Source organism: Xenorhabdus indica, from assembly GCF_014467235.1.
In the GTDB taxonomy this organism is placed as follows: Bacteria; Pseudomonadota; Gammaproteobacteria; order Enterobacterales; family Enterobacteriaceae; genus Xenorhabdus; species Xenorhabdus indica.
Map to the genome: position 1 here is coordinate 279,149 of NZ_NKHP01000002.1, position 13,418 is coordinate 292,566.

13 protein-coding genes are annotated in these 13,418 nt (G+C 40.1%); 9 read left to right on the forward strand and 4 right to left on the reverse strand.

Features of this window, described 5'->3' with window-relative positions; genetic code table 11:
- Window positions 1–52: 52 nt before the first annotated feature.
- From fruB to Xind_RS02885, 4 genes are all read left to right on the forward strand, one after another.
- A complete protein-coding gene (gene fruB, locus Xind_RS02870) occupies window positions 53–1,021 on the forward strand; it encodes a fused PTS fructose transporter subunit IIA/HPr protein (protein ID WP_338114330.1) in 969 nt (322 codons plus the stop codon).
- Window positions 1,018–1,995, forward strand: coding sequence for a 1-phosphofructokinase (gene fruK / locus Xind_RS02875; protein WP_187649426.1), 978 nt, complete (start codon window positions 1,018–1,020; stop codon window positions 1,993–1,995). The genes fruB and fruK overlap by 4 nt, the downstream gene beginning before the upstream one ends.
- A complete protein-coding gene (fruA, locus tag Xind_RS02880; RefSeq protein ID WP_187649427.1) occupies window positions 1,992–3,677 on the forward strand; it encodes a PTS fructose transporter subunit IIBC in 1,686 nt (561 codons plus the stop codon). Before fruK ends, fruA begins: the two co-directional genes overlap by 4 nt.
- Before the next feature lie 143 nt (window positions 3,678–3,820).
- Window positions 3,821–4,192 carry a hypothetical protein gene (locus tag Xind_RS02885; protein ID WP_222941698.1) on the forward strand — a complete coding sequence of 124 codons (372 nt, stop codon included), beginning with the start codon at window positions 3,821–3,823 and terminating at the stop codon, window positions 4,190–4,192.
- Here the strand turns inward: Xind_RS02885 and cuyB are convergent.
- The 4 genes from cuyB to Xind_RS02905 form a co-directional block, all read right to left on the reverse strand.
- Window positions 4,181–4,885, reverse strand: a complete 705-nt coding sequence (gene cuyB / locus Xind_RS02890) for a cysteate racemase (RefSeq protein ID WP_187649428.1) — start codon at window positions 4,883–4,885, stop codon at window positions 4,181–4,183. The genes Xind_RS02885 and cuyB overlap by 12 nt on opposite strands.
- Window positions 4,886–5,171: 286 nt before the next feature.
- Window positions 5,172–6,416, reverse strand: coding sequence for a dicarboxylate/amino acid:cation symporter (locus Xind_RS02895; RefSeq protein ID WP_047679490.1), 1,245 nt, complete (start codon window positions 6,414–6,416; stop codon window positions 5,172–5,174).
- Window positions 6,417–7,137: 721 nt separating this feature from the next.
- Window positions 7,138–7,665, reverse strand: coding sequence for a P-loop NTPase family protein (locus tag Xind_RS02900; RefSeq protein WP_047679242.1), 528 nt, complete (start codon window positions 7,663–7,665; stop codon window positions 7,138–7,140).
- Window positions 7,666–7,734: 69 nt separating this feature from the next.
- A complete protein-coding gene (locus Xind_RS02905; RefSeq protein ID WP_047679241.1) occupies window positions 7,735–8,322 on the reverse strand; it encodes a TetR/AcrR family transcriptional regulator in 588 nt (195 codons plus the stop codon).
- Window positions 8,323–8,407: 85 nt separating this feature from the next.
- Between Xind_RS02905 and Xind_RS02910 the strand changes: the two genes are divergently transcribed.
- From Xind_RS02910 to Xind_RS02930, 5 genes are all read left to right on the forward strand, one after another.
- The gene (locus Xind_RS02910) at window positions 8,408–9,127 is read left to right on the forward strand and encodes an SDR family NAD(P)-dependent oxidoreductase (protein ID WP_187649429.1); all 720 of its coding nucleotides are present in this window, start codon (window positions 8,408–8,410) and stop codon (window positions 9,125–9,127) included.
- Window positions 9,120–10,361, forward strand: a complete 1,242-nt coding sequence (locus Xind_RS02915) for an MFS transporter (protein WP_072032483.1) — start codon at window positions 9,120–9,122, stop codon at window positions 10,359–10,361. Before Xind_RS02910 ends, Xind_RS02915 begins: the two co-directional genes overlap by 8 nt.
- Window positions 10,362–11,017: 656 nt before the next feature.
- Entirely contained in the window at window positions 11,018–12,391 is a 1,374-nt protein-coding gene (locus Xind_RS02920) for a long-chain fatty acid--CoA ligase (RefSeq protein WP_187649430.1), read from the forward strand.
- Window positions 12,378–13,109 (forward strand): SDR family NAD(P)-dependent oxidoreductase, encoded by a 732-nt coding sequence (locus tag Xind_RS02925; RefSeq protein WP_047679231.1) that lies wholly within the window; start codon window positions 12,378–12,380, stop codon window positions 13,107–13,109. The genes Xind_RS02920 and Xind_RS02925 overlap by 14 nt, the downstream gene beginning before the upstream one ends.
- On the forward strand, window positions 13,103–13,390 hold the full coding sequence (locus tag Xind_RS02930) for a phosphopantetheine-binding protein (RefSeq protein ID WP_187649431.1): 288 nt from the start codon (window positions 13,103–13,105) through the stop codon (window positions 13,388–13,390). The genes Xind_RS02925 and Xind_RS02930 overlap by 7 nt, the downstream gene beginning before the upstream one ends.
- Window positions 13,391–13,418 lie beyond the last annotated feature (28 nt).

Consider the following 13,418-nt stretch of genomic DNA (forward strand, 5'->3'; position numbering starts at 1 on the left):
TTCATTTGATGTTATTTTTTTACTTAAAAAGCTGAATCGTAATGGTATTGCCATCCCACATGGCCCCCATACAACCCGCAACAACGTACTGAAAACCGGCGTACAAGTGATACAATTTCCGAACGGGATCGACTGGGGCGATAACCAAACCGTCTACCTTGTTATCGGCATTGCGGCAAAATCCGACGAACACCTTAATCTGCTGCATCAGTTGATCCCGATCATTGGTGATGAAAACCGCGCCAGCCGGATGGCAAAAACCACCGATGTAAATGAACTCTATCATTTATTAACGAACACCAAATCCGCCTATGTTCTGGATAACTCCACGCTCACATTGGATATTGACGCACATGACCTGACAACCTTGCAGGCAATAAACATCGCTCGGCTACAACAAGCCAATGCAGTGAATGAAAAATTTATGGCCGATGTCTTTACCAAGCCACCCATACACCTTGGCCAAGGTATCTGGCTCAGTGACAGTTCGCAGGGCAATTTGCACAATGCAATTGCTATCTCCCGCCCCAAAACGCCTTTTACTGTTGATAAACAACCCGTTGGATTGTTATTAACCATCGCTTGCGCAGACGATCAACTGCACGGTTTTCTAGATAATCTCAGCACCCTGCTACAACAAGGTAAAGGTGAGTACCTGTTGCGTGCCAAAAATAGCACAGCCATCGTAGAACGACTGACAATGGATGTAGCACAAGAAACGATACTGCCTCAAAAAAACGCACTGACTGCGGATTTTATCCTACCCAATAAACATGGCCTGCATACCCGTCCCAGCGCACTTCTGGTTAACACCATCAAACAATTCCATAGCCAAATCACCATCACCTATCTTGATGGAAACAGCACTCCCGTTGATGGGAGTAAGCTAATGCAAGTTGCAGGCTTAGGCGTTAAACAGGGCGAACGGATTCGCTTTACCGCGGTCGGCTCCGATGCCAAAGAGGCCCTGCTCGCCATTGAATCTCTTATTAACAAAAACATGGGCGAGGAAATGGCATGAACAAAAAAGTCGCGACGATCACTCTGAACCCTGCTTATGATCTGATTGGACGGGTTGAAAACATCAAAACCGGCGAAGTCAATCTCATCCAGACCGTGGGATTATATCCGGCAGGCAAAGGCATCAACGTTGGCAAGATCCTAAAAACACTCGGTATCGACGTCACCGTAGGGGGTTTTCTGGGCAAAGAAAGCCAAAGTACCTTTCAAAAACACTTTGCAGAACTGGGTATTGTCAATCGATTTCAGGTTGTAGAGGGACGAACACGCACCAACGTCAAACTGACTGAACAGAATGGCTTGGTTACTGATTTCAACTTTTCAGGATCCAGCGTCAGCAAAGAAGAGTGGCAACATTTCGCCAAAGATTCCATCCAATGGCTGAGTGAATTCAATATGGTGTGCGTAAGCGGCAGCCTGCCAACGGGTGTAGAACTGGATGACTTCACTGAATGGATGCAACGCCTACGCGAAACCTGTATGTGCGTGGTATTTGATAGCAGTCGAGAAGCCCTGACTGCCGGGCTCAAGGCTCTACCGTGGATGGTCAAACCCAACCGCCGCGAACTGGAAATCTGGGCGGGGCGGCCTTTACCAACATTCGAAGATATCATCACTGCCGCCCATCAACTGCGTGCTACGGAAATCTCGCATGTCGTCGTTTCATTGGGCGAAGAAGGCGCGGTTTTGGTCAATTCAGCGGGAATCTGGCTCGCTAAACCACCGCATTGTGAAATCGTCAGCACTGTTGGCGCTGGTGATGCAATGGTCGGCGGACTGATTTACGGCCTGATGATGGGGCAAGACAGTGAGCACACATTACGCCTTGCTACCGCCATCTCCGCCATGACTGTCAGCCAAAGCAACATTGGGAACATCGACCGTCAACAACTCGCCCGACTCATGGCAAAAGTCGAACTGACTGCGTTCCCCACTTATCCATCGAAAAACAACAATAAGAAGAGAACATCATGAAAACACTCATTATCAGCAACGATAAACAAGGACAGGCGCGCGCTTACCTCGCTAAACATATATTGGAAAATACAGCCGTCAGGCATGAACTTTCTCTTGTTACCGATGTGGACAATGCCGAGCTGGTGATCATTATCGGTGAATCTGCACCAACCTCACTTAACCTGCAAGGCAAAAAAACCTTCACAGGCCCTGCTGAACAAGCGATCCGTGAACCGGAAGCATTTATCCATCATGCCAAAACACAAGCCAATATTTACCAACAGCAAAATATCGTCAGCACGGATCAACAAAACCCCATCAATATCATCGCCATCACCGCCTGTCCGACAGGTGTTGCCCATACATTTATGGCAGCCAAAGCACTGGAGACCGAAGCCAAAAACCGTGGCTGGCCGATCAAAGTAGAAACTCGTGGCTCCGTGGGAACCAACAACGCGATTACCGACGTAGAAATTGCAGCAGCGGATTTGGTGATTGTAGCGGCAGATATTGATATAGATCTCTCGCCATTCTCTGGCAAACGCCTCTATCGTACCTCCACCGGCGCAGCCTTGAAAAGAACCGCTCAAGAACTGGATAACGCATTGACCGAAGCCGAGATTTACACAGCCACAGGCAACACTTCCACCGCCAACGCTTTCAATCCGTCCACCAATAAAAAACAGGACAGCCTCAGTATCTATCAACACTTGATGACCGGCGTATCCTACATGTTGCCGATGGTTGTCGCAGGCGGATTGTGCATTGCACTGTCATTTGTATTCGGCATTGAGGCCTTCAAAGAACCCGGCACATTAGCATCAGCACTCATGCAAATCGGTGGCGGCTCTGCACTTGCTTTAATGGTGCCCATACTTGCAGGTTATATCGCCTATTCCATCACAGGACGCACCGGATTAGCGCCCGGACTTATTGGCGGTATGCTTGCTGTCAGCACTGGCGCGGGATTTCTCGGTGGTATTATCGCAGGCTTCCTTGCGGGCTACGTTGCCAAACTCCTGACAACCAAACTGCATCTACCGCAAAGCATGGAGGCATTAAAACCGATTTTAATCATCCCATTAGTCGCAGCGTTAGTCACCGGATTAACCATGATTTATATCGTGGGTAAACCCGTAGCCACAATTATGGAATGGCTGACCCACTGGCTGAAATCAATGGGAACCACCAACGCGGTGATCCTTGGCATGATTCTTGGCGGCATGATGTGTACGGATATGGGCGGTCCGGTTAACAAAGCGGCCTATGCGTTTGGTGTCGGGTTGTTAAGTGCACAGACCTATGGCCCCATGGCGGCAATTATGGCCGCGGGGATGGTTCCACCATTAGCAATGTGGCTGGCAACCATGATTGCACTGAATAAATTTGAGCAAAGTGAGCGCGAAGGTGGAAAAGCGGCACTGGTATTGGGGTTGTGTTTTATTACCGAAGGGGCGATCCCCTTTGCGGCGAAAGATCCGGTTAGAGTATTGCCAAGTTGTATTCTAGGTGGTGCAGTGACGGGGGCGCTTTCGATGTACTTTGGTGTGCAACTTATGGCACCACATGGTGGATTGTTTGTATTATTAATTCCGGGAGCGATTACGCCTGTATTGACTTATTTAGGCGCTATTTTGGTTGGTGCAATACTCGCGAGTGGCGTTTATGGGGTGGTAAAGAGAAAGGAGATTGGGGTATAACCATCATTATTCGTGGCATATCTTTTATTATACCACCATTTCAAATGTATCTGAGTCTTTCATGGATTTTTTATCAGCACTATGCCAGAAGACAGAATAAATTTTGTAGTTATTTTATTTTAATACGGTACGAGAAGAAGGTCATGGCGAGTTCAGAGCAACTTAAAACGTTATTGCAATCTCATCTGGAAAAAGATGACGACAGATTTATGTCTGTCACTTTGCAAATCGCTGCTCATGAAGCTCGCCAAGGACATGGTAAACTCGCCCAAGAACCGAGAGACATTGTTCACGTCGCCAAAAAGAAAGCTCAACATAACCTAAATGCACCAATATCAATAGATAAAGGTATACAAGATACCAGTGGTCTATTATTTACTTCTTATCCTAAGAATAATCGAGATGCAGAAGATGAAACAGCCTCCACAGATATTGATTTATATACACCAATACAAAATGAAATGAAAATTATATTCACCTATCTTTCTAAAAAAACAACAAAGCTATTTAACTGAAAAATTCCCATCGTAAAAATACCATTCTACTGCCCTTTTAACCAACTCCTCCGTAGCATCAATATATTCTCCATGATTACCATCTCTACTAAGAATAATCGGTATCTCACTACATCCCAGAATAAAATGTTCAACACTAATATCTTTAAGCTGAGAAATAATCGATTTCAATAACTGATATGCCTTTTTCCCATTTCCACTTTTATATGCCAAAATACTTTCCATAATAATTTCCTGTTGAATATCATCAGGAATAACAAATTTTATATTCTCTTTTGTCAATCTATTTTGATAAAGCTCTGTTTTTATCGTTCCTGTCGTAGCCAGAATAGCAATATTATTCATTCCTTCATTGACAACTTTATTACAAGTAATATCAATCATATTAAGAAAAGGAACGTTGGTTTCTACTTTTAATTCCTCATACCAATAATGCGCGGTATTACAGGGCATAATAATACACTGAGCACCTGCATCTTCTAAGATTCTTAATGTGGCTATCATTTGTTTTAATGGTGACTTTTCCCCAGAGAGAATATTCTTTGTCCTGTCAGGTATATCAGGAAAAGAAATGGCAATAACAGGAATATGTTCCTGATCGCAATTTGCTGATGTATTTTTAATTATCTTTGCCATTGCATCTACCGTTGCTGCCGGTCCCATACCGCCGAGTATTCCAATAATTTTTTTCATACACCACCTCAGAAAATAATTATTATGCTGACACAGCAATTACAGTTAGTAATTGCAATATTTCTATTTGCTATATTGAATTTGCACAAGGCTTTTCATTTATTGAAATCAACACGAGTGACTTTATAGGGCAGATTTTATATTTAATAATATTGAGCTAAAATGGTTATATGATGCTATAAAGAAATATATCCCTATCATCTTTCAGCAAGGGAATACAGTAAGCCCTGATTCAATCCTCTTGGTTGGTAATCGCTTTTTCTTATGATTCCGGCTTAGAATTATTCTATTTTTCCTCCATTTTATTTTCTTCCATTTTAGCAATCACCGCAGTAGAAATACTGTTACCAACCACATTGGTTGCTGTACGCCCCATATCAAGGAGCTGGTCGATGGCAAGGATCAGCAAGATACCCGCTTCAGGCAGCTTAAACATAGGAAGGGTTGCAGCAACGACCACAACAGAAGCACGCGCGACACCAGCTATACCTTTGCTGGTGATCATAAGCGTCAACATGATCAGGAATTGTTCTGTGATACTCAGATCAATATTGTAAGCCTGTGCAATAAATAGAATGGCAAAGGATTGATACATCATCGAGCCATCAAGGTTAAAGGAGTAACCCAGAGGCAATACGAAGCTAGAGATTTTTTTCGGGACACCAAAGCTATTCAGTGCATTCACCGTTTTTGGGTAAGCGGATTCGCTGCTCGCTGTGGCAAAGGCCAGTGTCACTGGCTCCCTAATCAACCTCAGTAATGAAAATATCTTCTTGCCGAGAAAAAGAAATCCAACAATAGATAAAACCACCCAGAGTAAAAATAACCCAAGGTAAAAAAGACCAATAAGTTTGCCATAATCATAAAGCAGACCTAACCCTTGCACTGTAATGGCCGAAGCAATAGCAGCAAAGACCGCAATCGGCGCCAATGACATAACGTAATCAGTAATGCGGAACATGACATGCGCTAAATCTTCAATCATAGTTACAAGAGGGCTTTTTTCCTGGCTTTTCCGGCAAATATATGACAGCGCCAAGCCAAAAAAGAGAGAAAAAATCAGGATCTGTAAGATCTCATTGTTCGCCATAGCCGCGGCAAAACTGCTAGGAAATATATGGCTAATAAAGTTTTTCAGAGAAAATCCGCGGGTATTGAGGCCAATATCGATATTTGTCTGTTGAGGTATAGCGATATTCAACCCAATACCCGGCTGGAACAGGTTAACTATCAGCATACCAATACTAATCGAAACCAAGCCAGCGATAATAAACCATATGATCGCCCTGATGGTGATCCGCCCTACCGATGATGAACCACCGATTGACATTAATCCGGTAACAATCGTAGCAAATATGAGTGGGGCAATAATCATCTTTATCAGACGAAGGAATACATCAGTAATGATGTTGATATAGGAGGCAACTTCTTTTGTCTGACCAGCATCAAGGTATTGATGAAACCCCCAACCCGTTATCACTCCAAGCAGAATAGCAATAATGAGCTGCTGCATAAGTTTTTGCCTATTCATACTAACTCCTCATTCTCTGTAAACACTAGAATCAGTTATTCTGTTTCCTGAATTTCACTCCAATAACTATTTCATTTTTTTAACTTTTAATGAAATGCAAATGAGGGATGAGACATGCAAGATACGCATTCATGTTGGAGATTGATATATCGCTATAAATGATTATTTAATATTTTCTTTAAACACAAATTGAACAGGACTTAAATAAATTAAGCAGTGATTTTTAAAACAGTCAGATCGGGATATTGGTGCCAACCGTTTTACATTTTCAGTATACAAAAAATAGGTAAGAGCTACACATATAATATACTCCCTCAGATAACCATCATGGCATATGGTATTTTAGAATAACCACTTAGTCATAAAAAAGTGATTGAAACAGAGGAAAAAGTTAAAGAAAAAGTCCTTAATTTAGTAACAAAGGTGATTATCCTATTTTGGTTTTTCATTTAAGTATCAATCAGTTATTGGTTGTTATTCACATTTAATAAAAATCCATGAAAATGTATTAGGAGATTTATCGAAAAACATTGTTGTAATTGTTTTGATATGATCACACTATAAAATAGTTTACTTAATTTACATCATCATGGATTTTAAGATTATTAATAGCGAGAGGGATTAACAAATTATTCGAATTATATTTTCTTGATACAAGATATACCGAATGTTATTTTTACATTCATAGACAAATATGATTGATAACAGTTTATAAATTTAACTATCGGGTAAGCTCCCATTGATCAAATTGTTCCTTAATCTCTTTAATGGAATTCAGTCTTATCTTGGGTATGGTCAGTTGTTCAAACATTGCAGCATAGCGTTTCCTGCTTTTTGGTGTAACAACAGTAATATGCCTGAGCATTTTCCATTTGATAGAGTCTTTACCTCCTTCTAAAGCACCATAACGATTACTTTGAAGCAGAGTTCTATTTACGTAACGTAACAAACTTGATGGCATTGAGATATCTAATAAAATAATCCCCGTTGCTCTGGATAAGCGTTGTGGCAGGCATCTTGCGTAATTCCCATCAATTATCCAACTTTCCTCTTTTATTGCCATATCATGCAGTGAGATAAATTCTTCTACGGTGCGTTCCTGCCAATTTGTATTTGGTAAATGGAAAAGCTGATCCAAATGAATGACTTTCAAATTACATTTTGTGGAGATTGCATTAGCAAGTGTAGACTTACCACTATTCGAAGGCCCCATAATGCAGATTCTATTTCCTAAATCTGAAAGTTGCATAACATACTCCAGTGTTGTTAATCGGGGGTGACAACCATGCTGACAGAGGAGGCATACTGTTTCCACTACTTATGGTGACGATGCCAAACGACGAGCAGCCTCAATAACAGAGGTTCTGCGTCTAGCCTGCTCTTGCCGATCATCAGAACCAGTTAGCATACGTGCCACTTGGGGGACAGCCGACCACCAGCCGGCCAATGCCAACACCAGAAAGATCAGATGATCGGGTTCTAAGGTTCGTGTAACTGTACCTTGAAGTTGACCATCGACTATGGCTTGGATTTTGTAACCATAATATTCACGTCTCTGCTTCTCATCCGGAACTTCACCGTCGAAAATCAATCCTTCCCAACGCATTAGACGACTAAGTTCGGGATGCTCACAATGGTAGTCGTAAGCCCTGCCAGCGTATTCCCCAATATCTTCGGCTGCGAAAGACAGAATAGGTACGGCTTGCGCTACTTTAGCTAATTCTCTACGCAGCACAGCCGAGAATAGCGCTCGCTTGTCACCGAAATAATTATAAATACGTTCCTTATTCACTCCAGCTAACTTAGCAATTTTTTCGACCGTTGTACCATCAGGACCGAATCGGGCGAACTCTATCACCGCAGCTTCCAAAATCTTACGCTTTGTTCCTTCGATATCCCAAGCCATTGTGAATACTTTCTCATCTATCAGTTGTTATCGTCGCTAAAATAATACTATAATAAACTCCAACGCTCTAGTTGGAGTTTAAATTATGAAGCATACCATACTAATTTGTGGTTACGGTCCAGGAATCTCTCACGCCGTTGCGCAGCGTTTTGGTAAAGCTGGACATTCCGTTGCCCTTATCGCTCGTAATGCACAACGTTTGACCTCTGCCGTGGAGGAATTTGCCGCCGAGGGCATCCAAGCTTGGGCTTTTCCCGCTAACCTAAATGATATTGAGGAGATGAAACTAATTGTTACAGAGGTACGTTCTGCATTGGGGCCAATCGGCATCCTGCACTGGAACGCTTTCCTTGACATTGAAGGCAATCTACTGTCTACCTTACCTTCAGATCTGAGCAAAAGTTTCGAGATCCGTGTTACTAGCTATATTGCCGCCGTTCAGGCGTGCTTACCCGACCTAAAAGCACACAAAGGGTCCGTACTCACTACCAGCGGTATCATGGCTCTCAGTGATCCTAAAATCGACATTTTTGCTACCGGATATGCTGCGCTTGCTATCAGTGTAGCTGCCCAACACAAAGCTACCAGAATCCTGACTCACACTCTTGCACCATACGACATCCATGTGGGCGAAGTAATTGTCAATGGTTTTGTCAACAGAACACCGGGAGGGGTCGGCAAGAATAATACAATCGAACCGGCAGATATCGCCGAACAGTTCTGGAAACTGTATACAACACGGCAAACTCATTCCATCATTTTCGGTGCAACGATACCAATATCGGAGACAGTAGCTCATGAGTAACCAAACACATAACATAGGGAAGCTGAATGATACAGGAAGCAAATCAGCATCACTCGATCAGATCCACACCGCAAATCGTAGTGTTGTTATTTTACTAGCTACTATCGCCCTGTTCGTTCTGACACAGCTTTATCTGGCAATTCCTCTGCTCACACATGTTGGTCAGGATTTCGGTTCAACAAATCCAGAGAGTGTCACATTTGCTCTCGCGACAAGTTTTAGTCTGGCTTATGCCTGTGGTTTCCTCATTTGGGGACCGATATCAGATCAATATGGTCGCCGACCAGTGATGCTAGTGGGATTGATTGTATTGTCGATCGCCACATTCGCATGTTCCTTCGCCCCATCATTATCATGGCTAGCAGGGCTGCGTATATTGCAAGGTCTGGCAGCATCCAGTTTTGCACCGATAGCATTAGCCTATCTTACCGAAGCAGTACCGATACGCTATCGTGCTACTGCTATTGGTACTATGTCCACATCATTTCTTATAGCGGGCATCTTCGGGCAGGTGTTAGCCGCTTGGATAGTACTACAATGGAATTGGGGTTGGGTATTTATAGTGACTGGGGGATGTCTGGCAGTTGCTATTCCGCTATTTGCAGCAATGGTCAAAGAGCCACCGCGTGCTGTTGTTGATGGACATCTGGGGCATCGCTTTGTGGCATTAGGCAGAATTATCATCCGACCAGCAGTATTACTTCTATCGTGTGCCCATATCACGCTACTACTGTCATTTGTCGCCATGTACACAGCATTGGGTTCTCATTTGTGGATGCTGAACATTACTCCAGACAAGGTTATTTTACTACGCTTAATTGGGCTACCCGGTATGTTTGCAGCACTACTAGTTGGACCACTTTCTGCCCGATTTAGCATGCCGATTATCTCGATTATTGGTTACGTAACTGCAGCATCAGGTCTGGCACTAGAAGCAATGTTGTCGCAATCCTTGCTCAGCATCGCCGCCAGTAGCTTGATTTTCGTCACTGGTATAGCTCTTGCCGTTCCGGCAATGATCACTCAGTTTGGTTCTATAGCAGCATCCAATCGTGGCGCAGGCATGGCCTTAAATGGGTTCATTCTGTTCATCGGTGCTAGCATCGGCCCGCTCATTGCAACAGGGATACCCAGTTTTGTTACGTTATTAGTTGGAGCTGCGTTGATGCTTCTTTTAGCCGTCTTTTGTGTTACTGGTAGTGCGTTACTTACATCTTCCTTGAAGAAACCCTAGAACTCACTATCTTCAGCTTTAGCCATTCGATGCAAATCACTGCATTTTACTTGAACGCTGATGTCCAGCGTTCTTACTTGGCTAGCCATTATTCAGTAATTTTTCTGCATCCTATCATATTTTCCCCTGCTTTTAATTGACTAATGCTCATTATATACAGGATAACTTCCACTATTTCTCCCATTTATTTGTGCAACAATATCAACCATCATGCATTAAAGTAATAATAATTTAGCCAGTACAACGGATTTACGTTCTGATGGAATATACATAATCATGATTTCTCCATCGTCCTATCAATATTTTTAATAAGGATGTCAATGATAATGACAAAAGTAAAAATCAATAAGATTAGTTTTTTATGAGTGAACATAAAATTATCGCGATTATGTATTATCATTTTATTTGATATATCTTTAGACATTCCCAAAAAAATGGAACATTTATGTTTTTATCCTATTGAAAATAATGAATAACTTACCTTAGCAGATTACTGATTATTTTAATGAATTAATATCTACCCCTAAATTAAAAATTTGAATAAATATAATTAACATGGCTTTTAATAATATCTATTTAAATATATTTTCAAAAATAGAAACATTTTTATATAAAAGTGATATAACAAGAAGAATTCATAAACAGGAGGGAATGATATGACTTTGAATTGGCTAATCGAACGCTGCAATACATTTAATAAAACTGAAGCAATTATTTTTAATAATAACCGATATTTTTACTCAGAGTTATATTCTGATACTATTGAAGTTATAAATTACTTAAAAGACATTGGTCTCCCTGAGGGAGCGATTGTATCTGTAGAAGGAGAGTTTTCTCCAAAAACTTTGGCTATTATTCTGGCACTTGTTAATAACAATAATGTTATCGTTCCAATTGGCAATATTCCAGAAATAAAACTCAATGAATATTTAGATGTTTCTCAAGTTGAAGTAAGAATTAAAGTTAGTAATAACGATTATGAACTAAACGATACTGGTCGTATTGCTGAACATGAATTATATAAAAAAATATATGATGTAAAACATTCTGGTTTAGTGCTTTTTAGTTCAGGCACTACTGGGCAACCAAAAGCGTCTGTATTAGACTTCAATAAATTAATCGATAAACATTTAGAAAGAAAAATTCCCAGAAGAATACTTTCATTTCTTTCCGTAGACCATATTGGTGGTATTAATACTCTATTACATACCATTAGTCATGGGGGAACATTAATTATTCCTCTACTACGTACACCTGAAAGTGTATTCAATGCCATAGAAAAATGGGCTGTAGAAGTATTGCCCACTACCCCTACCTTTTTAAATATGGTTCTTATATCAAGAGTTATTGAAAAAACAAATACATCAAGCCTTAAATTAATTACTTATGGCACTGAACCAATGCCTCCTGTTACTTTAAAAAGGATTAGCGAAAAATTACCAAACGTTAAGTTAAAGCAAACATATGGTCTATCTGAAGTAGGCATTTTACAAACTAAATCTAAAAATAATAATGAATTATGGATTAAACTTGGCAATAATGGATTTAAATACAAAGTCCTATCTAACATTCTGTGGATAAAATCAGACTATGCTATGTTAGGATATTTAAATGCTCAATCACCTTTTGATGAAGAGGGATACTTCAATACTGAAGACGTTGTTGAAGTTGATGGAGATTATGTAAAGATATTAGGAAGAAGATCAGAGATTATTAATGTTGGAGGTGAAAAAGTTTATCCGCATGAGGTAGAGAATATCCTTTTGCAAGCTAACAATATAGCTGATGCAACAGTAATAGGATTTCCAAACACAATTACAGGAATGGGAATTAAAGCTATTGTACATTTGAGTAAACCTGAAAATTATGATGATCTAAGATCTCGATTATATGTTCACTGCAAGAACTTTCTTGAAGAATTTAAAATTCCAATGACTTATGAGGTTTCAATAACACCCCACTATTCTAGTCGATTTAAAAAAATGCGTTCTTCACTGAAAATAAAGGAGCATAAGAATGCTACCACCTAAAACTGTAGTCATCAGCGGTGGCAGCAAAGGACTTGGAGCTACAATGGCTTCAGCCTTTCTTAATAAAGGTTATCGTGTTGCTACTTTTAGCCGTCATTCAAATGAGTTTATAACTCAAAAACAATTGTCTGATGCTAATTTTTTCTATTGGGAATCTGTTGATGTTAATGATTTGAGTAAAATAAAATCATTTGTCAATAATGTAAAATCAAAATTTGGTCACATCGATATTTTGATAAATAATATTGCAAAACTAACTGAAGGGTTATTAATTTTTTCTTCGGACAATGAGATTATTTCTTTACTTAATACAAACATACTAGCACCCATAATACTGACAAGAGAATGTAGTAAGAGCATGCTGAAGAGGAATACAGGAGTTATTCTCAATGTTTCTTCTATAAATGCAATAAAGGGTCATAAAGGTGTATCATTATATTCAGCAACCAAAGCCGCTCTTGATGGTATGACTCGTAGCTTAGCGCGTGAATTTGGCCCTGCTAATATAAGAATTAACTCACTAGTACCAGGTTTTTTTGATAGTGAGATGGTGTCTTACCTTTCTGAAAACAGACGTAAACAGATATTGAAAAGAACACCTATTGGTCGCTTATCAAAAATTGAAGAAATTAGTAAAGTAGCATTGTTTATTTGTTCAGATGAAGCTGCATTTATTACAGGTCAAAATATTGTTGTTGATGGAGGAATATCATGTTAAAAGAGTTAAATATAGTTAAAGAAATAATAATAAAAGAAGTAAAATTTATTTTTAATCAAGCTAAAATTAGAGATGATTATAATAACATTTTAATAGATGAGAGTTCAAATCTGATTGACGATTTGGCTTTTACATCACTTATGATTGCCCGTTTAATTATGGAGTTAAATGAAAGATTAAAAGTTAAACCGTTTGGTAATGATTATTATTTTTCAGACATAAGAAATGTGCAAGATATTATTAATGCATATATAAATACTATAGAAAGCGATAATATCTAATTAAAATAATTAACTAAACCCGCATCAT